At 57.7% G+C, this 21,800-nt stretch carries 16 protein-coding genes and 6 pseudogenes; 9 read left to right on the forward strand and 13 right to left on the reverse strand.

Features of this window, described 5'->3' with window-relative positions; all coding sequences use genetic code 11:
• Position 1 precedes the first annotated feature (1 nt).
• From NKI59_RS22070 to NKI59_RS22125, 12 genes and pseudogenes are all read right to left on the reverse strand, one after another.
• Entirely contained in the window at positions 2-943 is a 942-nt protein-coding gene (locus NKI59_RS22070) for an ABC transporter permease (RefSeq protein WP_352706879.1), read from the reverse strand.
• On the reverse strand, positions 943-2,547 hold the full coding sequence (locus tag NKI59_RS22075; RefSeq protein WP_352706811.1) for an ABC transporter substrate-binding protein: 1,605 nt from the start codon (positions 2,545-2,547) through the stop codon (positions 943-945). The genes NKI59_RS22070 and NKI59_RS22075 overlap by 1 nt, the downstream gene beginning before the upstream one ends.
• A 693-nt stretch (positions 2,548-3,240) precedes the next feature.
• Positions 3,241-3,777: a carboxymuconolactone decarboxylase family protein gene (locus tag NKI59_RS22080; protein WP_352706814.1), complete on the reverse strand. Its 537-nt coding sequence runs from the start codon at positions 3,775-3,777 to the stop codon at positions 3,241-3,243.
• Between the two features lie 27 nt (positions 3,778-3,804).
• Positions 3,805-5,130: an aspartate aminotransferase family protein gene (locus tag NKI59_RS22085; protein WP_352706816.1), complete on the reverse strand. Its 1,326-nt coding sequence runs from the start codon at positions 5,128-5,130 to the stop codon at positions 3,805-3,807.
• A gap of 71 nt (positions 5,131-5,201) precedes the next feature.
• Entirely contained in the window at positions 5,202-6,749 is a 1,548-nt protein-coding gene (locus tag NKI59_RS22090; protein ID WP_352706819.1) for a gamma-glutamyltransferase, read from the reverse strand.
• Between the two features lie 195 nt (positions 6,750-6,944).
• A pseudogene (locus tag NKI59_RS35135) lies at positions 6,945-7,329 on the reverse strand (transposase family protein); the annotation flags it as partial.
• A 42-nt stretch (positions 7,330-7,371) separates the two neighbouring features.
• On the reverse strand, positions 7,372-7,653 hold the full coding sequence (locus tag NKI59_RS22100) for a hypothetical protein (protein ID WP_352706821.1): 282 nt from the start codon (positions 7,651-7,653) through the stop codon (positions 7,372-7,374).
• A gap of 42 nt (positions 7,654-7,695) precedes the next feature.
• Complete coding sequence (locus NKI59_RS22105; protein WP_352706823.1) at positions 7,696-9,306, reverse strand: ABC transporter substrate-binding protein; 1,611 nt, start codon at positions 9,304-9,306, stop codon at positions 7,696-7,698.
• A 234-nt stretch (positions 9,307-9,540) separates the two neighbouring features.
• Positions 9,541-9,884 (reverse strand): annotated as a pseudogene (locus NKI59_RS22110) (aminotransferase class I/II-fold pyridoxal phosphate-dependent enzyme); the annotation flags it as partial.
• Positions 9,885-9,967: 83 nt separating this feature from the next.
• Positions 9,968-10,927 (reverse strand): aminotransferase class IV, encoded by a 960-nt coding sequence (locus NKI59_RS22115; RefSeq protein ID WP_352706825.1) that lies wholly within the window; start codon positions 10,925-10,927, stop codon positions 9,968-9,970.
• Positions 10,928-11,115: 188 nt separating this feature from the next.
• The gene (locus NKI59_RS22120; protein WP_352706826.1) at positions 11,116-11,568 is read right to left on the reverse strand and encodes an Lrp/AsnC family transcriptional regulator; all 453 of its coding nucleotides are present in this window, start codon (positions 11,566-11,568) and stop codon (positions 11,116-11,118) included.
• Between the two features lie 608 nt (positions 11,569-12,176).
• Positions 12,177-12,353: pseudogene (locus NKI59_RS22125) on the reverse strand (transposase); the annotation flags it as partial.
• Between the two features lie 244 nt (positions 12,354-12,597).
• Between NKI59_RS22125 and NKI59_RS22130 the strand changes: the two are divergent.
• The 5 genes from NKI59_RS22130 to NKI59_RS22150 all read left to right on the forward strand — a co-directional run bounded on the left by NKI59_RS22130 (position 12,598) and on the right by NKI59_RS22150 (position 17,459).
• Positions 12,598-12,912: a hypothetical protein gene (locus NKI59_RS22130; RefSeq protein ID WP_352706828.1), complete on the forward strand. Its 315-nt coding sequence runs from the start codon at positions 12,598-12,600 to the stop codon at positions 12,910-12,912.
• Between the two features lie 359 nt (positions 12,913-13,271).
• Positions 13,272-14,321, forward strand: coding sequence for a KamA family radical SAM protein (locus NKI59_RS22135; RefSeq protein WP_352706829.1), 1,050 nt, complete (start codon positions 13,272-13,274; stop codon positions 14,319-14,321).
• A gap of 278 nt (positions 14,322-14,599) precedes the next feature.
• Positions 14,600-14,899 carry a gamma-glutamyltransferase gene (locus NKI59_RS22140; protein ID WP_352706882.1) on the forward strand — a complete coding sequence of 100 codons (300 nt, stop codon included), beginning with the start codon at positions 14,600-14,602 and terminating at the stop codon, positions 14,897-14,899.
• Between the two features lie 497 nt (positions 14,900-15,396).
• Positions 15,397-16,392, forward strand: a complete 996-nt coding sequence (locus tag NKI59_RS22145; RefSeq protein ID WP_352706832.1) for a D-alanine--D-alanine ligase family protein — start codon at positions 15,397-15,399, stop codon at positions 16,390-16,392.
• A 512-nt stretch (positions 16,393-16,904) separates the two neighbouring features.
• Positions 16,905-17,459 (forward strand): GNAT family N-acetyltransferase, encoded by a 555-nt coding sequence (locus NKI59_RS22150; protein WP_352706834.1) that lies wholly within the window; start codon positions 16,905-16,907, stop codon positions 17,457-17,459.
• Here the strand turns inward: NKI59_RS22150 and NKI59_RS35140 are convergent.
• A complete protein-coding gene (locus tag NKI59_RS35140) occupies positions 17,416-17,721 on the reverse strand; it encodes a hypothetical protein (protein ID WP_502901088.1) in 306 nt (101 codons plus the stop codon). The two genes, NKI59_RS22150 and NKI59_RS35140, sit on opposite strands and share 44 nt — an antisense overlap.
• Before the next feature lie 176 nt (positions 17,722-17,897).
• On the opposite strand from NKI59_RS35140, the pseudogene istA (NKI59_RS22160) reads away from it, so the two are divergent.
• The 4 genes and pseudogenes from istA (NKI59_RS22160) to istA (NKI59_RS22175) all read left to right on the forward strand — a co-directional run.
• Positions 17,898-19,116 (forward strand): annotated as a pseudogene (gene istA / locus NKI59_RS22160) (IS21 family transposase).
• Positions 19,113-19,983 (forward strand): annotated as a pseudogene (gene istB, locus NKI59_RS22165) (IS21-like element helper ATPase IstB). The pseudogenes istA (NKI59_RS22160) and istB overlap by 4 nt, the downstream one beginning before the upstream one ends.
• 51 nt (positions 19,984-20,034) lie before the next feature.
• Entirely contained in the window at positions 20,035-20,502 is a 468-nt protein-coding gene (locus NKI59_RS35145; protein WP_502901089.1) for a hypothetical protein, read from the forward strand.
• 41 nt (positions 20,503-20,543) lie between these two features.
• Positions 20,544-21,617: pseudogene (gene istA, locus NKI59_RS22175) on the forward strand (IS21 family transposase); the annotation flags it as partial.
• Positions 21,618-21,800 lie beyond the last annotated feature (183 nt).

Raw genomic sequence — 21,800 nt, forward strand, 5'->3', positions numbered from 1 at the left:
ATCAGTACCGGATCCGGGGATCGATCAGCGTGTAGGCCAGATCGACCGTGAGGTTGATAAGGACGTAAAGACCCGAAGTCAGGATGAGAACGCTCTGAATGATGGGATAGTCGCGATTGTTGATTCCATCCACGACCAGACGACCGATACCGGGTATGTTGAACACCGTTTCCGTAAGAACGACCCCGCCGATCAGATAGGCAAAGCTTATGCCGATGACGGTTAGGATCGGCACGCCGGCATTCTTTAAGGCATGGTGGAAAAGCATGGCATAGGACGAAGCGCCCTTGGCCGCGGCGGTTCGCATATAGTCTTCCGACAGGACCTCGAGCATACTCGCCCGGGTGACCCGGGCGATAAATGCGATGTAGCCAAGACCTAGCGCCAGGGTGGGAAGGATCAGGTGCACGAACCAAGGCCTTAGGCCGCCAGCAATCGGTACATAACCCTGGACCGGGAGCCAGTGCGCCCTGATTGCGAAGAAATATATAAAAAAATAGCCGATGACAAAGATCGGGACGGAATAGCCAAGTGCCGAAAAGGCAGCGAGGAGGCGGTCGATGAACCCGCCAGTTCGCCATGCGGCAAGGATGCCGAAGCAGACCCCGACTGACACCGAAAAGATCATGGTCAGGATTGACAGGGAAAGGGTCGGCTCAAGCCTCTGCGAGATGAGCTCGAGAACGGGTCGTCCGGAAAAAATCGAGATGCCGAAATCGCCGCCGAGCATGTCGCGCACCCAACGAATGAACTGAACCGGCATAGGATCGTTCATGCCCAGCTTTTCTCGGATGCCGGCAATCATCTCCGCCGTGCCCGACTTGCCAACAATGATAGCCGCTGGATCCCCCGGTGCTAGCCTCAGCAACAGGAATACAAAAATCCCGACCATCACCATGACCGCGATAGTCGAAACCAATCTGCGTAGGATGTAGACCCCCATCACGCCGAGGCTTTCTGCATGTTCCACATCGGCCTGATATTCGGAATACCAATGAGCCCCGAGAGCGCCTTCCGGTGCAAAATTGGCGAGACCGTCTGACCTAGCCTCACATCGCCGACGAAGTCCCACCAGATTCGTTGCATCTTGCGGGCCAGCACCCTACGCTCTTCGAGCGTTGCGACGTCGGCCCATTTGGCCCGCAGCGCCTCGTATTCATCGCTCTTTGGCCAACCGAACCAGCCATCATCTCCATTCGCGAGGAGGAAGGATGTGGTAAGCGGATTGCCAAGGGAATAATCCGCCTCGTCCGTGACGAAGATGCTCCAGCCTCCGTTTTCAACGGAATCCTTGTTCGCGCGGCGAGCGACGATACCGCCCCAGTCACTTGGGACAAGCTCGGCATTGATCCCAATCTTCCGCAATGTCGCTGAAAGGAGCTGAGAGATATTGTTGTATTCTGGCACGTTCGTGGCTTGGAGAATGACAACCTTCTCGCCAGCATATCCGGCCTCCTTGAAGAGTTCCTTAGCTTTTTCTGGGTCGCCACCCTTCTTGTACCATCCCGTATTTTCGTCGTTTGACACCGTGTTTGTATTTCCAAAGATGGACGTGACAGTCTTGGTATATTTCGAGTCAGGTGAGACTATCCGTAAAAACGAGTCCTGATCAATAAGATGAAGCAGTGCCTGGCGTGCCTTAACGTTGTCGAAAGGCTTTTGTAGGTGGTTCATGCGCAGAACGTAGTCGCTGCCCGATCTGTCCAAAATCGTGAGTTGAAGGTTCGGATCACTTTCGATTACAGAAAGAAAGTCCATCGGCGGAGATTGAACGTAATCGATCTCGCCGGCTTGCACCGCCGCCAACGCAGTCTGCTGGTCGGCGATAACCTCCCAGATAACGTGATCGACCTTCGCGATCTTCCCACCCGCCAACCCGTCCGAGGGCTCATCGCGGGGAATGTACTTTTCATTTCGGTCGTAAGTAAAGCTCGCCCCTGGCTTGGCGGAAGCCTGGTTAAAGGTAAACGGTCCCGATCCGATGTTCGCAGTTACCTGCTCCGTCGCAGGGCGATCGGCGTCCTTCTCGCGCATCATGAACAAGCATGGCGTTGCGATGTCCGCGAGGATGTTGACCAAAAGGCCAAGAGGCTCCTTAAGCGAAATCGTGAAGGTTCTGTCGTCCTTCTTCGAAATGTCGCTGGCGCGGTCCATTATCAGTTTTCCACCAGGGGTCAGCTGGGCCCAGCGACGGATCGATGCAACGCAGTCCGCTGCCGCGACGGGCGTGCCATCGTGCCATCCTAGACCATCCCGCAACTCGAATGTATACGTCTTCTTGTCCTCCGACACCCCCCATTTACCGACCATTTGCGGCTGAGGCATGAACTTCGAATCTGGGGCGAAGAGCGTGTCGTAAATCGCCGCGCCGTGGTCGGCAGTTATGTTAGCCGTCGTAAGGGTTGGGTCGAAGACGCTCAGATCACCATTTTTTACCATGCGGACCGTCCGCGCATCCGTCGTCTGGGCCCGCAGGACCGACGGAATTGATAAAGCTGTTCCTGCGACCACGCCAAGTTTGATGAGGTCTCGTCGAGAAATCGTCATGTTCTAACTCCCTCTCAGGTTAGTTGCGCAGCTGATCTGCTTGTTGGGGGGGGTGTCGAAGCGGCAGCCAAGATGAAAATGCCTGACCCGACCCCGTAAGGCTGAATGATAGCTTATTGAAAGTAAGCTCTTCACTCAAAAGGGTTGGGCGTTTGAAATATGAAGCGCACAAGACGGCGTAATGTGAAACGTATCGTCTTGCGCCCGTTCGCTTCCACAACACCCGAGATCACCAACCGACCAGCCGGCACAGCAACAACGCCTTGGAGAGCGATTGGACCAGCGAAACAAGACATGATGCGGCCGCCGAGACATCGATGTCGGATGATAGTCGGCCGTGGCCCTATAGGCTACCAGACACTTGCTTCAGGCTGATCAAGACCCAAATTCGGCCGATCCGTCGCGGTTGGTTGGTCGAATGACCGCACTTGGCGCGATTTGTGATCGAAGTTTACGAGCACGGCTGACGGTCGGTTCCCTCGGATCCCAGTTAGAAGGTGCTGATTGCAACTGAGCAGGATCTTCCAGATTGGCGCGCCATCGGTGGACACCGGAGCTGCATGAATGACTCTCGACCACTACCACACGGTCGGCCGATTGCGATACGTTCCTTCCCTGGGTACAAAATAAGTAAGTACTCGTTCCCATCATGCGCCGCGCCCTACGAAGAAGCGGGCTCGCGGCGGCTCTTCCTTATAGCGGTCGCAATTCCATTTCCCTTGCAACTTTTTCATCTAAAGGGGTATTGTATGTCAAAAGGATGTAACCCAATATTGAATAGAATCCGACCGTTGCTATGAGGTCGAATATCGCTTGTCTTCCCATTGTTGCGGAAAGTTGGGCGTCGAGATCTGGAGGCAAGTGTGTCCCATCAAAAAGAGCGTCGACAGCTCTGGCGATGAGACCATCCTCGCCGTTGGGCGAGTCCCACATGGCTCGAATTCGGAGATCCGAAATGCCAAGGGCACGAGCGCGGCTTACGTGGTGGACCCATTCATATGCCGAACCTATTCGTTTCGCAGCCCGAAGGATAACGAGCTCCGACCGAACAGGGCCAAGCGCACTGTCGTTAACGATGTGTTGGCGCAGGGGAGCCCAAGCTTTCAGCAGGGCCGGGTGATGAGCCATCGTGCGATAGACGTTCAGTGCACCGGCAAAGCCACTTTTCATATCCTCAAGTTCTGCCGGCCACTGTTCGTCGGCCAGGGGCGGACAAGGAGATGTTGCCATCGGGAAAGCCTCACCACTCTGACTAGGTCAACTTTCGACGGCTGCACTTATGGCGGAAGCCAGCCGATCAACCAATAGATCTATTTGTTCGGGTTGAATGATGAACGGCGGCGCCAGAAGCAAGTGGTCGCCATATATCCCATCGATGGTGCCACCCGTTGGATAGCACATCAGGCCCCGCTCCATCGCCTCCCTTTTAATTTTCGTGTGGATCTTGCGGGATGGATCGAACGGCTGCTTCGTGTCCTTATCCGCTACGATTTCCACACCTCGAAATAGACCGCGACCACGGATGTCGCCGACGTAGGGAGAATCACGGAGTGTTGCATGGAGTCCGGCCTGAAGCCGGTCGCCCATCTTGATGACGTTGGCCATCATTTCCGGCCGATTGATGATCTCCACGACTTTGCTGGCTGCCGCCGCAGCTATCGGATGACCGATATAGGTGTGTCCGTGCTGGAACAGACCCGAACCTTCGGCAAAGGCGCGATAGATCCTTTCCGACAACAGTACCGCGCCAATCGGCTGGAAGCCTCCGCCCAGGCCCTTTGCAATGGTAACGAGGTCGGGAACGATCCCTTCCTGTTCCAGAGCAAATATTGTTCCGGTGCGCCCCATACCGCACATCACTTCGTCGAGGATGAGGAGGATCCCGTACTTATCGCAAATCTGTCTGATCTGCTTGAAGTAATCTGCCACAGGCCCTACGGCACCCAGCGTCGCGCCGACAATCGGCTCCGCAACAAATGCCATGACCTTGTCACCGCCCAACTCGACGATCGTTGCCTCAAGCTCAGCGGCAAGTCGTTTGGCGTATGCCTCAGCTGCTTCGGCCGGTTGCATGTCTCGATAGGCATAGCAGGGCGAGACATGATGGGTTTCGGGCAAGATCGGCTTGAACTGCTCGCGGCGCCACGCATTTCCACCGGTTGCTAGAGCACCGATCGTGTTCCCATGATAGCTCTGACGGCGTGCGATAATGTGGCGTCGTTGAGGCTGGCCGATCTCCACATAATACTGGCGCGCCATCTTGAGGGCAGCCTCCACAGCTTCCGAACCGCCCGAAACCAGGTAGACATAATCAAGCCCCTCCGGCGCGAGCTCAACAAGTTGCTCAGCAAGCTGTTCAGCGATATCGGTAGTGAAGAAGGACGTGTGCGCATAACTGATGCTTCCCATCTGCGCCTTCATTGCCTCAATGACTTCTGGATGATTATGGCCAAGGCAACTTACCGCTGCGCCCCCTGAACCATCAATGTAACATCGACCACTACTGTCAGTGATATAGATTCCCTCTCCAGCTACAGCTCGCGGCAGATGTGTACCGATCGTTCGATGGAGAATTTTAGTCATTGAGGTCCCAGCGTGTTTGGCCACACGGCTCCTTGGCCTTTTTACTAGGTGAAGGCGCCAGCTCAAAAGATTCAGGTTGATACCGGCACCACGGCGCACGTGCCATCCCACGCAGGATCGGCAGCTCCGTATGGATGACCGTCCGCATCATGTCCGACCGCTTGAACGACACCGAGGTGATCGCCTCCGCCGCTGATCACGCTCAAGCCAGGCCAGCGCCCGCGAAGCAAAGCGATCACCTCAGGTCCTACCTCGTCATGAGTGCACACTGCACTTTCCGCCACATTCACCCTCGGCATTCGAAGCGCCTCAGATAAGCTGGCGCCGCGATCGACTACGTTTATGATCGCCTGAACCACTGCGCCTGGAATAAGTTCGCTGCCAGCAGCACCGACGGAGAGGATCACACGTTCACCCCGAGTGACAATTACCGGCGACATCTCTGTTACGTCACGGGCGTTTGGAACTGGATCACTGCCCATCCGATAGCTTTTTGCCGGAAGAAGCCCGAATGCCGGATCCGTTGCGCGGAGCCCGAAATGAGGACCTATTGACATGGTCAGCGCCACCGTCGCTCCCTGCGCATCGAGAGTTGAAAGGTGCGTAGTATCTTTCTGCTCCGTCGCCTTCACAGTCGGAGGTACTGCCCGAGCCACGCGGACCGAATTCTCGTTTATGCACTCTGCAATCTCTACTGCGCGGGCAGCAATGAAGTCTGAGTTAATTAAGGTTTCGAACGCGAGCCCACCTGGCTTGGGTTGAAGGGAACCAAGGCGCTGAGGTCGGTCTGCGAAGCAGGCTTCAATGACCGTGACCAATCGGCAGGCCTCCGCAGGCGTCAAGCTATCGGAAAATCTGGGCAAGCGATCAAGGATGGACAGCATTTCAACAAGGGTGTGGCCCCAGCCCTGGCGTCCAATCGTAGTAACCCGACAGTCGCGAAAACTGGAATGGAGAATCTCGCCAGCAAGAGCTGCGTTTGCCGAAAGGTCTTCCGCGGACCAATATCCGCCCCTGGCACGAACCGCTTCTGCTAAATCTCGAGCGGTCTCTCCGCCAGTGATTGCTGCAGCGCCTTTTTCCCCGAAAGCGCGGAGCAACATTGCAAGACGGCCATGACGGAAATGAGCCGGTGGTTGCATACCATCTAGATAAGGCCCGGCACCGCCTTTCGCCAGTGCGTCGGCATTCTGAGCCCAAGCAGCGGCAAGGTGACGTGGCGGAATAAAACCCTCGTCAGCCAGCCGCGCCGCTGGTGCTGTTACTACAGCAAGTGGCAGCCGACCATGCTCTGCGTGCAATTTCTCAAGCGCCTGAGGTAAGCACGGAATCCCAGCGAAGGCCAATGGCCCAGCGCCGAGGCTTTCGGGAAGACAAGAAGGAATTGCGCTCGCTCCATCAATGGCGGCAAAACGCCCGCCCTGCGTCCGCAGCACAATTTGACACCTGCCCAATAGACTAGCATTCGCAGGGTCCGCAACACACATCGCCAATGCAGCCGCTACTGCAGCGTCCGCAGCTGTGCCGCCCCGCCTCAGCATCTCGGCCCCAGCCTCTGTCGCGGCGGGTGCGCCAGTCGCGACGGCTCCGCCACAGCCAGCTTTTTCAATGCTCAACATTTAGACTCCGCATATCGAGGTAATGCCGCGGCCGTACCGCCATGTAGATCACAATTAGATCATTCCCTTTGTAGAAATTATAGTCATGAGTACGCAGCATTTCTGTCAAAGTCCCGGAGCTATCGAAGCGTTTGCACCACAATTCGGTACCAACTCCGATGTTACGTTTCACTAGTGAGACTCATTAACGTGCAGTCACGGGCGCAACGTCGCGCGTTGGACCATTGCGAGGACGTTGGCGGCGAGCTTGTCATAGCGAGTAGCGACCCGGCGGAGCTTTGACTTGGAAGCGCTCAATCAGGTGCACTCGCCGCAGTTTCTGAGGCACGGCTTCCGTTTGCGGTTGCTCTTGGGATCTTTGGCGTGGCGCCTTTCTCCTGGATTAACCCCCGGAAGCCCGTCATTTAGGCCTTGTCGGCCAGCACAATGGCGCGTGGGCCGATCTGACCGAGTAGGCGGTCAAGATCTGCCGGTCGAGCGCCTGCCCTGTGGTCGAGCCGAGCCGCATCGGGAGCCCCTGCGCGTCGACGACGTGGATCTTGGTCGTGAGCCCGCCGCGCGATCGACCGAGACAATGATCTGGACCGCTTTCTAGCCGTCGAATAGCCAAGCCCCGAAAAGCCTAGAGGAGACGATCGGCGATCGCCAGTTCACCACGCGGCAAGGAAACCGGAAGAACGACCCACTCCGTAAGGATCGACAGGAAAGGGTCGGTATAGCCGCTGCGGAATGAGCTCGAGAACGGTTGCTCAGCCAAGATCGAGGTGCCGAGATCGCCGCCATGCATGCCTGATAACCAACGTGAGTACTTTTGGCAGGGGATCGCTAATCCCAGTTTGTCGCGGATGCCGACGATGATCCCTGTGTCGCTCCCCGACGCCAATCTTGGAAGAACCCCGACCATCGCAATAATCGCGATGGTCGAAACAATCCTCCGCAACAGCTATTAGGCCGACGACGTCTGCATGTTCCACATCGGGATGATCGCCGGCATGCCGATGAGGCCAGTGAGAGTTTTCCGGCGCGCGATCGGCGCGACGTATTTTCCCAACCTCACGTCGCCGACGAAGTCCCACCAAATGCTTTGCATGTTGCGGCCCAGTGCCTTGCGCTCCTCGAGTGTTGCGACGTCAGCCCATTTGGCCCTTAGCGCCTCATACTGATCGCTCTTCGGCCATCCGTACCAAGCCTCGTCGCCATTTGCAGCTAGGAGCGGGTCTGTTAGAGGATTGCCGAGGGAATAATCCATTTCCGTGGTAATGAACATGTTCCAGCCGCCATTCTCAATGGGGCCTTTGTTCGCCCGACGCGTGGAGAGTGCACCCCAATCCATCGACGCGAGCTCCACGTTGACCCCAATGTTTTGCAGCGCAGACCCCAGCAGCTGAGAAGCACTGTCTCCCTCGTGCCAGTCGGTCGGATCGAGTATAAGCACCCTCTCGCCGGCATATCCGGCCTCCTTGAAGAGTTGCTTTGCCTTCTCCGGATCGCCGCCCTTCTTATACCATCCTGTGTTCTCGTCGTTGGATGCGGGCGTAGTGTTTCCAAAGATTGATGTCAGGGTACCCGAATATTTTGAGTCAGGGGCCATGACGCGCATAAACGCCTCTTGATCAATCAGGTGAAGAACCGCCTGGCGCGCCTTAACGTTGTCAAAGGGCGGCTGAAGGAAATTCATGCGCACGAGCGCATCCTGGCCCGCCATGTCCAGAACCTGAAGTTCCAGGTTGGGATCGCTCTCGATCAAGGAGTACAGGTCGGCAGGCGGGGTCTCGAAATAATCAATCTCACCCGCTTGCAAGGCCGCCATTGCCGTCTGCTGGTCGGCGATAACATCCCAGATGACGCGATCAACGTTGACGGTCTTCCCGCCAGCTAATCCATCCGATGCCTCCTTGCGCGGCACGTATTTTACATTGCGATCATAGGTGTAGCTTGCACCTGGCTTGGCTAGGGCTTCGTTGAACCTAAACGGACCCGATCCGACAGTCGTAGTCACCTGCTCAGTCGCCGGCCGATTCGCGTCCTTCTCGCGCATGACAAACAGGCACGGCGGCGTAAGATCAGCCAGCAGGTCCACCAGACATCCCAAGGGCTCCTTTAGCGAGATGGTGAAAGTCTTATCGTCCTTCTTCGAGATGGCACTGGTGAGCGCCATGATTAGCTGCCCACCGGGTGCCACCTGGCCCCAGCGAACTAGGGAGGCGATACAGTCTGCTGCAGTGACGGGAGTCCCGTCGTGCCAACCTAACCCGTCTCGCAGTTCGAACGTGTAAGTTCTCTTGTCGTCTGAGATGCCCCACTTTTCAATCATTTGCGGCTGAGGCTTGAACTTCGAGTCGAATGAGAACAGCGTGTCGTAAATTGCCGTGGCGTGGTCGGCGGTGATGTTCGTTGCTGTATAGATCGGATCGAAGATGCGCAGGTCCAGGCCCTTCACCATCCGCACCATCCCTGCAGGAGCTGGCGCCGCTTGTGCCCGTAGGACCGTGGGGATCGACAAAACTGTTCCGGCGGCAAAACCCGCCTTGATGATATCGCGCCGAGAGATTCCCATATTTCAGTTCCCTTTTCGCAGTTGGTGCGGTTACCCGCTTACTTGGTCTCGTCGACACAACGATCCAGGTATTCGCTTGTCGCGTGATTGCGCGCTGGCATTGAGGGAATGCTATTACTTGGGAGGAAGACCTTGCGTCAAAATGTAGTGACTGCTGAAATGCGAGCCGCAAAAGGCCGCATAGTTTGAAATGCATCGGCTGAACTGATCGGGCGGTTCCGCCGGGTCGCATGGCATCTTCTTGTCCATCTGCTGCGCGAGGCGCGCGTCACCCAACATCACAGGGACAATCGGATGATCGGCTCCAAGTAGTCTGAGGCCGGCCCTCTACATCTTCGAGCGGAAGCGATTGGCATTGCCGTAGAGCTTTTCGCGCAGCACGTCGCCATGCTCGTCAAGTCGAAGACCTTAGCGATGCGCCTGCAATAGCGGGCATCAGCGTATTGAAGAAGAGGTATGGCCGCGAGCGTTGGCGAAGCCAGTCGACGACCTCGCGATTGCCTGATGTGTAGCCCCCCCGAGGCGCCTCGAACCGCCTCACCAAGCGTCGCAGTGATGTCGATGCGGCTGTCGACGCCATCCACCAAATAGCGGCGTCCGCGAAGCGCGGCATGCTCGGATTGCGGGCATCTGCCGCGAAGCCGCTCTCCACTGATCCCGCTCACGCATAGATGACAGCAGTCGACCATTCAGGATCATCGTGCTTTTGCCAGTAGAGATCCATCAGGCGGCGGGTGACTGGCCCGACGCGCCCATTAGCGATCGCGGCGTGGTCGATACGGGTCACGGGCATAATGCCACCGGCAGTCGAGGTAATGAACACCTCATCAGCTGCCTTGATGTCGGCACGACTGATATCACCAGCCGTGGCTGATAGCCCAATCTCGGTGCAAAGATCGAATACAGTTCGGCGCGTGATGCCCGGCAATACCCCAAAGGCGGGTGTCCACAGGGATCCGTCTTTCACAAAGAACACATTGAAGCCAGGTCCCTCCGCAATGTAGCCGTTGGTGTCAACGACAAGCGCAGTCTCCGCTCCCGCGTCATAAGCCTCAAAAAGGCCCTTAACGAGATCGAGCCAATGATAGTTCTTGATTGATGGATCGATCGATTTTGGCGGAATGCGGACAGTGTCGCTAATCGCGATGTGCAGACCTCTTTCCAGTTGTTCCTTGTTAGCAACCGAACCAAAAGGGACGGCAAACGCCATGAAGCGATTCTCCGCCTGACGGGGATCCCGGCTGAAGGTCGGCGATGAACCGCGAGTACAGATCATCTCCACATATGCCGATCTATGGCTCGACAAGGCCACGCAATTGTTGAGGATGGATGCTATCTTCTTCCTATCATAGGGCAGCTTCAGTCGCAGCCGTTCAATACCCCCGAAGAAGCGGTCCAGGTGCAAATCCAGCCGAAAGAACTTGGCGTTCCAGACATGCACAGTGTCGTAGGTTGCGTCGGAGTGGAGGAAACCCCAATCGAGCACCGAGATTTTGGCTTGGGACATCGGCAAGTATTGGCCATCCATGAAAGCTACCCCATCCGGATAGCGCCGTCGATCAACGTGATGCTCGTCTATAGTTGGTAAGACAGGCAAGATCTGTGTTATCGGGGTCGCCATTCGTTGTTCCTTACACCTAGACGGTTGCTTCCCGCGAGAAAGGGTCGCGCAACTCGCACCGCGCCCGATCAACTGCGCCCTCTACATCGCACAGTTGATTCGGTGAAAAAGCTCAATCTGCTGCAGGACGCGCAACGGCGGTTTCAAAAAGCGGCCGGAGTGATGACTTCAGCGCAACCTGCCCAGCGTTACACTGCAACACGTGGCTCGAACTTGACACGATCAAGCGAAATCATGCTCCGGAATTTTCGCACGTTGGGGTTGGTATAAAGCTTCGTCTTGACGAAGACGTCGAAGGCCTCAACATCCTCGACGGAGACAAGCAGCACGAAATCGGCGTCGCCTGTAACCATGTAGCATTGGGTAACCTCTTTGGCCGCGCGCATCGCGCGCTTGAACTCATCGACAAGGTCAAGACGCTCACGGTCGAGCTCTACCGTGACGACAACAGTAAGTAATTTGCCGAAAGCCCTCGGATCCACCAACGATATGTCCGCAAGGATCACTCCGTCCGAACGCAGCTTGTTAACTCGGCGCATGCATGACGCAGCCGAAGAACCGACCAATTCCGCCAGCTCGGCAAAAGAGAGCCGGTTGTTCTTTTGTAGAGCCGTAAGGATTCTTCGATCTAGGTGATCCATGGAATAACTCTGCTGTTATCTGAGCTTCAATGTCGCCAAAAGGTGTGCAGCAGTCATTGCAGTTAGCTATGGAAATTGAAAGAATTAAGTCAATCTTGACCGGTCGGCCGTCTTCGGGGCGGATGGCCTTAATTCACGCTGCGTCGCAAGCCTTAACTAAGTAGCCAGTCAAAGCCAGCGCGCGACAAACGTCGGCCACCACGCGCCGAGATTTTCTCGACCCTCTTTCCGAAACCAGATAACGAATTAGATCAGTCCAGGGTGTGATGGTAGCATTGATGCAGCCATCACACGGCGGACCGAACATCTAGCCCGCTTCTCTCACTGCGCCCAGGCTCGAGCCGGATATCGACTGCCGCGGGTCTGCGTCGCATTCCGGTTTGAACACGCCTGGGCTCCGCAATTTTCCTCTGTCGTTTGTGGGAAAGGTTCAGGGCCGGCGGCGTCAGCGGCCCTGGCGCATATTCGAGCGTGGGCCAAGGCAATTCGTCTGCGTGTCGACCGGCTGAGCCATTGCAACATTGTCCGACGCACCGAGACGCCGATCTGCGCACCGATGTTCAGCAGCTTGGCCTGATCGTGCCGCAGGTCTCGTCGACGTCCTCCTATCCCAGCGCCATCGCCGCGGTGCGCTGTGCCACCATCGTGTGTACGCTGTGCACCGTGCAGTCCGAATCACGTCGGCGATGAAGCAGGCAGCTATTCCGGGGAAACTGGCCGACGGCGTTGCCAACGAGGCGCACAAGCAAGGCGCCGGCATCTGAGGTAATCGCTCCACCGTCGAACCGGCATCCACTCTGTGGCGGTCATGTCTTCAAATTCATCTAGGGACGACTCTTTTGCGCCAAAATGGCACCCAGCCGCTGAGATCTTGGAGGCAGAAACCGGCGCGGTTTGAAGTGACGCAGCCTCCAGTCCCCCATGAAGCCTTCATCGTTGGGCCGCCGAGGAGCGCAAGGGACATCACACTGAGCGACATGATCCAGCGGCTTACGACCGCTCGGTCGGGACATATCGGTCGAAGCGGCGTTGAGCGATAGCTTGGCAGGCGCGGCTGGACGTTCAAAAACGTATGGCCGGTCCGCCAGCAATAGGTTTACTGGCTGGTCTGCATCAGGCGGCGTGCGGCGGATTGCCATCGCCAAGATGGAGATCCGCATGCCCCGGGCCTCTTCAAAGATCAAAGCGCCATCTTTTGAACCAGGTTTCGGTCGCGTGTCCATTTATGCCGCGCTGACCCTTGATTGTTTGAGGCGGCTGCCGCGGCTCGGTTGCCTTCAAAAGGTGGGTCGCGACGCAATGTCACCCATGCGGCTGATCTACGGAAGCGATCCTGTTCATTGAAAGGTCCTGTTGCTCTGTGTTCAGGTGTGGCCAGTTCAACACATCTATGTTCGGAACCCTACACACTGAGGCGCAACTATTCCGTCGGCACGGCGCGAAACCTGCTTCTACAGTCCTGGCATGCGTATTGCCTCTGACAGGGCGAGGGTTCCGTTAGAACCCTAGCCATTAGCAGTCTCGGCCGAGGATTCTAAATGAAACTGGTTCGAATGATCCAAAACCACGCGAGAGAAGCTACCTCGCTGAGCTCAGTACCGCCAAGCGATCATGAATCAAACATGCGGGCGACGTCGGCGCCTCGGGCCTGCTTGCTGGGATTATCGTCCGCCAACTCGCACCCGCAGTTCGGAGGCTAGGGGATGAATCTCATCGAAGGGCGCATTGTCGCAGAGAATGAGCTACAAGCCAACAGTATCACGCGTTATCATGTCACAGAATTCTATCGTGAGCAGATCATCAACAGCGGTTATTATGACCAGCTAAAATACATTGTGGAACCGTCATTACAAGAGTTCGAAAATCGCGGCAGTCTGGATACGAGCGGCGAGCAGGACAACACAGTAGTACCTGGACTTCAGCATAAGTACCCTCCGACTGGGTTGTTACTGGTAACAGACCGCTGCGTTTCATATTGCCGCTTTTGCTTCCGGAAACGCCTTGTCGGCAAGGACTCGGATGAGATTGTACATGATTTCGCTCAAGTTGCTGGATATATCCGCGATCACCCTGAGATGACTAACGTGCTGTTGTCGGGAGGCGACCCATTCGTGCTGAGCACCGCTAAGCTCGACAAAATTCTCGACTATTTGCTGCCGATCTCACACTTGGAAACGATCCGATTCGGCACAAAAACATTGGCTTATGAGCCCAAGCGGTTCGAGGATCCCGCTCTACCGGCTTTGTTCCAACGGATCCACAAAGCGGGGAAGACCGCTGTCATCGTCACACACTTCGATCACATCGGCGAAATCTCGGTTGATGCAGAGTGTAACATTCGATTTTTGCGTGCACAGGAAGTACAGTTCCTCAACCAGTCCGTTCTCCTTGCGAAGGTCAATGATGATCCCAAGATCTTGGCTGCGACCTTTGCCAAGTGTCATCAAATGGGCGTCCGCCCTTATTACCTCTTTCAGAGCAGGCCGGTGAGAGGGGCATCGCATTTCCAGCTTTCGCTGCGCCGCGGAATAGAGATTGCGCGTGGCATCAACCAACGTCTCAGCGGCAATGAAAAAACATTCAAATACATCATGTCTCATTATACAGGAAAGATCGAGATCATCGACCTTGGAGCCGACGACCGGGTGTATATGCGATACCATCAAAACAAGACTCCCGAAAAGATCGGAAGGATCTTTTCCCGGCCGCACCTTGAGGGTGCATGCTGGTTGGACGATTTGCCCGAAGCATGAGACCGAAAGGCGTGGAATGCTGACCACCGTACACCAGGGCCTAGCCGCGTCTGTGGGGCAGCGCCATCAGGCGGTGGTGACGGCTTTCCCGATCCGCACCGAAGCCGGGCGGAAACATCCTTCATTCCTGCGCAAATGCAATCGCCGCGGCTACCGCGGCCTCGAACCTTTGCGTCTCAGAGTCCAGTGCATCGGGGCTGAACGGGCAGATCGTATTGCTTGTCCGTTCCGCGGACAGTTGAACGCAGGCATATTCCCGTGCGCCCGCGGTCACTTCGATCAAAGCCGGCGAGCAGCGGGTCGGGCATCGCGCCTGCACGGTTCCATCCACTCCCGCGACGTTCGACCACGTGTGGAGGAATTATGGCGTGCTCCGCTATACAAAAGTAATGAGATCGGCTACCGGCGCCGTGGGAGGCGGCCGCCCGGTTGCGCGATTGCATCACCAACAAACCCAGAGGGTGATGAATTATCTGCGCTCACCGGCAACCAGGGACTTGTTCTTGCACAAGGATCAGTCGCCGAACATCTGCGGGATGTTTCGCGATCCGGAGTTCGCCGCCACGCTTCGCCGGTAAGCCCTTATCGGCATCGAGGACTTCTAACTCGGGAGAATTGCCAAGCCGATCTCAGCCGGTATGGATTGGGGGCGGTTTCATCACCGGCGAAGATCTGGCAAGCCGCGGTTCATTCGTGCAGGTGGGGGCGATTTCGAGGGCTTAGCGCGGCCATTGATTTTCGGCTCTCACTGCTTGGTGGCGGCCCAATCCCATTGGCAGCCAAGCGTGGTCCTGCGGATGTGAGCGTTAAGACCTAAGGCATCGCATGGTGGCTGGCGAGCCGAACGCGCTCACGTCATCCACTAAATTTCACGAACGAGAGCTCCACTTGCCGAGGCCAACCTCAATTGCGAAGCGTGACGAAGCTCGCAACCGATAACACCGGACAGCCGGATGATACGCCTAGAACAAACCGGCTCGCTGCTTGGCCGGCCTTAATGCCGGGCGAGCACTCTCGACGAGCTGTTGTCTTCGGCCAACGGGGCGAACACAGGGAAAATGCAAAGGAGTAACTCATGCGGGTAGCCGTCGTTTGGGACCATGATCGTACGGGCGTGATCAACCGGTTCGGTCAGCCTTGTTGGGAGGAATATGGCCGCGAGGCGGTTGAAAGTGTCGCGGAGGCGCTGCGAGAGGGCGGCCACGAGACGCTGCTGTGCGAAGGTGATAAGGGACTGCTCGCTACACTCGAGCGGTTCATGCCACCCGATCCACAAGCCCGGCCCTCGGGAATGGTCTTCAACATGGCACTCGGAATTCAAGGCGAATGCCGTTACACTCACGTTCCGGCCATGCTCGAGATGGCCGGCGTGCCGTACACCGGATCGAGCCCTCTCGGGCATGGGCTGGCGCTGGACAAGGCCATCACCAAGAGGCTCATGCGCGATGCCGGCGTGCCTACCCCCAATTTTCGCGTGATGCGTCGCGGCACCGAAGGCACTGGCGACCTGAGATTCCCGGTGGTAGTAAAACCGCGTCATGAAACCACCAGCTTCGGGTTGCAGCTCGTGCATGAGCCTGCTCAGTTGGAGCAAGCCGTAGATGCGGTCGTCACGCAGTATGCGCAGGATGCGCTCGTAGAAGAATACATTGAGGGGCGGGAAATCACCGTCGCGCTGCTCGGTAACGGAGAGCTTGAGGTGTTACCTCTGGTGGAGTATGACTTCGGCGACCGTGAAACGCGTCTGGTGACTTGGGAAGCGAAGCATATCGCGGCCGCATCGCCGCGGAGGATTTGCCCGGCGCAGGTCGAGAGCAAACTTGCGACGGTACTGCGAAATATTTCTGTTGCGACCTTCCGTGCCTGCCACTGCCGGGATTACGCTCGCGTCGACCTCCGGATCGATCGCTCCGGCCAACCGTTTGTTCTGGAGATTAACTCGATGGCCGGCGTCAGCATGTCCTGCGTTTATGTCCTGGCCGCGACGACCGCTGGACACAGTTTCTCGAACTTGATCAATCGAATCCTCAATGTAGCCCACACGCGGTATTTCGGAACCGGCATCCGCTAGGGTGAAGACGCATCGATCGCAACCGGACGTTTTCGCTTTTCGGACCGTGGGCTGTACTGCACAAGAGCGACGGCTAACCAGTGCCGGCTGTTCACATGCCGGCGCCTACTGGCTTGTGTGCTGCGCGCCCCGATGACGAATTGCTCGAGCTCTGCAGCAGCCCAATTCGACCCGCTGCGACCGCCCCTCATCAAGATCGCCGCGCGTGGTCGCGATGAAAACCCAAATCCGCCTTGCACCTGCCGACATACCGCCGGACCTGCGCATTGTCTTCAGTCGCATCCCGCAACTCGCGATATAACAGACGGGGCGCAGACGTCCCAAAACAACCCCACTGACTTCGACCGCAAACCTCCCATTTCCTCACGACGGATCTCAACATTCCCGAAACAAGATCATTGCAGAGAATTCAAGAAACTTTAACCCAAGGAACGCGCATTCTAGGGGATCATAGCATCGTTGTTGTATGTGCCGCCCAATCGAAAGTGCAGGCTCAGAAGAGGAAACTTCTCATGCAGATGCTTGAAACGCCACGCCTAATCCTAAGGCCGCCGTCGGATAGCGACGAGCTTCTTGTACATGGACTTCATAGCGATCCGTTCGTGGTAAACGCCGTGATTGGATTCTATCCGACGATAGAGCAGTCGAAAGCTGAACTGCTTCAGTTCATCAATCATTGGCAGCGCAATCGTTTCGGCTTATGGATGGTGTTCGTCAAAGATGGAGGCCAAGCCAGAAAATTCGCTGGCTATTGTGGATTGAGGTGCACCGGCCGGCGTCTGCCCGAAGATCCAAATAACGTAGAACTCGTAACCCGCCTCCACCTTGCGGCCTCCGGGCAGGGGATCGCAGTCGAGGCCGGGAGGGCAGTGGTCAACTTTGCTTTCGAGAATTTAAAACTTGAGAAAGTCACAGCCTTTATTCTTCCAACGAACACGCGTTCGCGCTTAAAAAACTTGAAGATAGGATTTCACTATGTCGGCAAAAGGATTTACAACAATATAGCTATGATGTATTTTCTCGTTACGCCGGAAACATTCGTGAGAAGTGACGATTTGCTTGTTTAATATTAGGTTCATCTAAAAGTGCATCAGGCGCTCTATTTTTCTTCCGTTGATGTCGCCAAGAGGTGTCTTCAGTTGACCGAGGCGGCGGCGCGGTTCGCGTGGGAGTGTCCAGCGCGACCCGCCGGCGACTGACGCCCAGCCGGCGCATGACGTGATCATTGATGCGATCGAGTGCCTGGCGAATGGCGGCATTGGCCTCGGCAAGCGAGAAGAAGATCAGGTTGCCCAGCCGCCCCAGAATGCATGACTGGGCGAAACGCACGCCCGTTCTCGACTTTCGATTTGTCCTTCGGCCGTCGCGGCCGTGCCGGAAGAACGCCGACGCCATAATGGGATGCCATCATGCCGTAGCTGCCGCCGGTCTTCCAGAGCGCGCCCCGGGAGACCGGCGGCGCGTAATCGTTGATGCTTCTCCTGATGGTCGGGAGAGGGATTTCGGTGATCAAGATCGGGGAGATGACGATGATACTGGATTTGCATCGGCAGGGCCTGTCGGTGTCGGCGATCCCAGGGAGAGCGGGATCGACCGCAAGACGGTGCGCAAATACATCGAGCGCGGGCTCAAGACTCCGGCCTACGGACGGCGGTGATCGATCGCTTTACGGCCCTTCGCGAACGGGTCACGCGATAGCCCGGACTCATCGGCCGCCTTTCCGGGAACTGAAGGACCTCGGCTATGGCGGTGGCTACACGGCCGTCACCGACTTCCTGCGCGAGGTCCGTCCTGCCGCGGCGGAGCGTGGATACGAGGTTCGCTTCGAGACCCGCCCGGCGAGCAGGCGCAGGTCGACTTCGCCCAGTTCAATGTCGTCTTTACCGATGAGCCGACCACGCCGAGAATCGTCTGGCTATTCTCCATGGTGCTTGGCTTCAGTCGCCTTATCTGGGCACGCTTCGTCGTCCACCAGGATCTGCCGACTGTCTTGCGCTGCCATGCTGGGGCTTTCGAGGCGCTGGGCGGCGCTCCTCGCGAAGTGCTTTACGACCGTATGAAGACGGCTGTGATCGGCGAAGGCGACACCGGCGGCATCGTCTACAACCGTGCCCTCGTCGATCTTGCCCGCCACTATGGTTTCCATCCCAAGGCGTGTCGGCCTTACCGCGCCAAAACAAAAGGCAAGGTGGAGCGACCATTCCGTTACATTCGCGAGGACTTCTTCCTCTCGAAGACCTGAACGTGCAGTTGCGTCACTGGCTGAACACGGTCGCAAACCCGAGAGTTCACGCCACCACAAGGCGTGTCGTCAACGAAGCTTTCGCCGAGGAGCGGGCAGCGCTGCGGCCGCTGCCTTTGGCTCCGTTCCGATCGGTCCTGAAGCTCGAGCGACGCATCAGCCGGGAGGGCATGGTCAGCGTCGGCGGCAATTTCTACAGCGTGCCCGACACCACCAGGCGCCGTGTCGTCGAGGTACACACGCTGGCCGAAGAGGTTCGCATCTTCGAGGACGGCGCGCTGATTGCCGCCCATCCCATTCTCGAAGGCCGGCATCAGCGTCATGTCGAGCCGGGTCATCGCAACATCCACATCCACAAGCGCCGACAAAGACTGAGGAACGACGAGGTCATCCTTCATGGCTCGGGCGACAGGGTCGCTCAGCGCCCGTTGGCCTTCTACGATGCCGTCGCCCGGGTGATGGCGAAGGAGCAGCCTCCATGACGAACGCGCTCGATACCACGCCATCCACAATCGACCGGATCCGCCACGACCTCGTCGGCCTGAAGATGCCGCGGGCGCTCGAAGCACTCGATCATGTCGTGCGCCGGCTCGAGCAGGGCGAGATCGCCGCCCTCGAAGCCATCGACATCCTCCTCTCGGAAGAGTTGACCCTGCGCGAGAACAGCCAGATCAAGACGGCACTGCGCATGGGACGCCTGGCCACGATCAAGACGCTCGCCGGCTTCGACTTCTCTTTCCAGCCCTCGCTCGACCGCAATCGAATCTTCACCCTCGCCCAACTCGGCTTCGTCGCCCGCTGCGAGGTCGTCTACTTCCTCGGCCCGCCCGGCACGGGCAAGAGCCATCTGGCCATCGCACTTGCCGTCGAGGCTGTGAAGGCTGGAAAGAGCGTCTATTTCTGCACGCTCGCCGAACTCATCGCCGCACTGGCAAGGGCCGAACGCGAAGGCCGCCTGCAGGAAACGCATCCGCTTCTTCTGCCGGCCTGCTCTGCTCGTTGTCGACGAGATCGGCTATCCCGTCATCCACGGTGGCGGCAATCTGTTCTTCCAGCTCGTCAACGCCCGCTATGAGAAGGGCGCCATGATTCTCACCTCAAACCGCGGCTTCGCCGAATTGGGCGAGGTCTTCGGCGATCCTGTCGTCGCAACCGCACTTCTCGATCGCCTGCTTCATCATGCGGTCGTCGTCCAGATCCAAGGATCGAGCTATCGGCTCCGCCAGCACGCCGAGCTCATGCCCGAACACCTGCGATCAAAAGCCTCCATCACGCCGCCAACGCTCAACGCACCATCACGACCGCGCGGCCGGCCGCCGAAAAATGGACACCCTTCCGCGACAGCCTGAGCGGCGAAACTGGGGAATTTTACCTCGGCACTTTGGGAAATTCGAGCGGCATTGACACTCCTCCCATCAGATGAGGAGCGTGACGCCCGGCTTCTTGAGCTCGACGGCAAGATGGGCCCAGTTCGGCTCTGTGCGCAGCCGCGTGCGCTGTTTGACGCCATTGCGAGTGAAGAGTTTGGTCTCAAGCGCGTCATCGGTCAGTTCGCCTGGCAGGGGCCAGTTCAACCCATTGTCGCTGCGCGCCGCAGATTATCCTGCACCGTACTGCGTGCTATTCCCAGCGCGACCGCAATTTCGCGGGAACTGGTCCCGCGCTTCCGGCAAGCCGAAGCATTTGTCTCAACGTCGCATGGTCAGCCTTCTCTTTACCGCATCAAAATGTCCCCGTTCATCGCGGCGCAATTGATGCCAAAGTTGCTGACCCAGGAGGTAATCTTCAGTGCCGAAAACTGGCCGGTCTTTGGTTGGAATGGTGGCCGGCTTCATACTGTCGGCCGAATTGAGAAACTGACCCCCTGACGAATGAAGAACTGCCCCCTCGGTTATGAGAGGAGGCATGGATGACGATTGGGATTTGGGCGATACCTGCATTGTCGAGAACGATGCAGGGAGAGGAGATGCTTCAGCCTGAAGAGGTGGCAGCGATGCTGCGGCTGCATGAGCTTGGCTGGGGAGCGAAGCGACTTGCGAAGGAATTCGGATGCGCGCGCAACACGGTGCGTCGGTATCTGCGCGAGGGCCGGACTTTTCCGTTTCGCAAGCCTGTGCGGCGGACCGCGTTTGACGGGCTGGACGATTGGCTGCGGGAGCGCTTCTTCCGCCATGGTGGCAACGCCGATGTGGTGCGCCAGGAACTGGAGAGCGAACATGGGATCGTTATAGGGCTTCGGTCGGTGGAGCTTCGGGTGCAGGGTTGGCGTCGGGAGTTGAGGGCGCAGAAGCGCGCGACGGTTCGGTTTGAGACGGCGCCGGGACATCAGATGCAGATCGACTTTGGCGACACGCGGGCGTGGGTCGGCCGCGAGCGTGTTCGGGTGCACCTGTTTGTAGCAACGCTGGGTTACTCGCGTCGGCTGCATATCCGTCCCTCGCTTCGGGAGCGCCAGGCGGACTGGTTCGAGGGGATGGAAGGAGCCTTCCTTCGCTTCGGCGGGGTTCCAACGGAAGTACTGTTCGACAATCCGAAGGCGCTGGTCGAACATCACGATGCGACGACGCGGGAGGTGCGGTTCAATGTGAGGCTGCACACCTTTGCCCGCTACTGGGGATTTACGCCGCGGGCTTGTGCGCCCTACCGGGCGCGTACGAAGGGGAAGGACGAACGCGGGGTCGGCTACGTCAAGCGCATGCGATTGCTGGCCGCCGGTTCGAGAACTGGGCGGCGTTCGAGGCTGATCTGGACCGGTGGACGCGCGAGATTGCCGATCAGCGTGTGCATGGCACGACCGGCGTGGCTCCTGCGGAGCGCTTTGCCGAAGAGGCCGGGGCGCTTCGCCCTCAGGCGGATGGGCGCCGTTAGGGCAGCTGCGGGATCTCGCGCACAAGGTCCAGGCGGACTGCGCAATCGACCTGGACACGAAAGTTACTCGGCTCCCTGGCGGCTGATCGGGGAGAGCGTCCCGGTCGTGGTGCTGGGCTGAATCGGGATGCCGCAGGGCATAGTTTCCCGATCTCAGCATCGCGCGAGATCAAGCCGCCGACTCGGAGACGCATTCCTGCAGATAGGGAGTCACGCGAAAACCGCGCGACGCTTAACGTCGACCAAAGAGAACGTGCCGAGCCGGAGCAGCTCGCACCAGCCCGGCAGATTCCGGGCG

Source organism: Mesorhizobium sp. M0598 (genome assembly GCF_040320865.1).
Taxonomy (GTDB): Bacteria; Pseudomonadota; Alphaproteobacteria; order Rhizobiales; family Rhizobiaceae; genus Mesorhizobium.

Bases quoted from the DNA above. Each gene is read 5' to 3' on its own strand.
- NKI59_RS22070 (WP_352706879.1), bottom strand. From the start codon at position 943: ATGGGGGTCTACATCCTACGCAGATTGGTTTCGACTATCGCGGTCATG.
- NKI59_RS22075 (WP_352706811.1), bottom strand. From the start codon at position 2,547: ATGACGATTTCTCGACGAGACCTCATCAAACTTGGCGTGGTCGCAGGA.
- NKI59_RS22080 (WP_352706814.1), bottom strand. From the start codon at position 3,777: ATGGCAACATCTCCTTGTCCGCCCCTGGCCGACGAACAGTGGCCGGCA.
- NKI59_RS22085 (WP_352706816.1), bottom strand. From the start codon at position 5,130: ATGACTAAAATTCTCCATCGAACGATCGGTACACATCTGCCGCGAGCT.
- NKI59_RS22090 (WP_352706819.1), bottom strand. From the start codon at position 6,749: ATGTTGAGCATTGAAAAAGCTGGCTGTGGCGGAGCCGTCGCGACTGGC.
- NKI59_RS22100 (WP_352706821.1), bottom strand. From the start codon at position 7,653: ATGGTCGGGGTTCTTCCAAGATTGGCGTCGGGGAGCGACACAGGGATC.
- NKI59_RS22105 (WP_352706823.1), bottom strand. From the start codon at position 9,306: ATGGGAATCTCTCGGCGCGATATCATCAAGGCGGGTTTTGCCGCCGGA.
- NKI59_RS22115 (WP_352706825.1), bottom strand. From the start codon at position 10,927: ATGGCGACCCCGATAACACAGATCTTGCCTGTCTTACCAACTATAGAC.
- NKI59_RS22120 (WP_352706826.1), bottom strand. From the start codon at position 11,568: ATGGATCACCTAGATCGAAGAATCCTTACGGCTCTACAAAAGAACAAC.
- NKI59_RS22135 (WP_352706829.1), top strand. From the start codon at position 13,272: ATGAATCTCATCGAAGGGCGCATTGTCGCAGAGAATGAGCTACAAGCC.
- NKI59_RS22145 (WP_352706832.1), top strand. From the start codon at position 15,397: ATGCGGGTAGCCGTCGTTTGGGACCATGATCGTACGGGCGTGATCAAC.
- NKI59_RS22150 (WP_352706834.1), top strand. From the start codon at position 16,905: ATGCAGATGCTTGAAACGCCACGCCTAATCCTAAGGCCGCCGTCGGAT.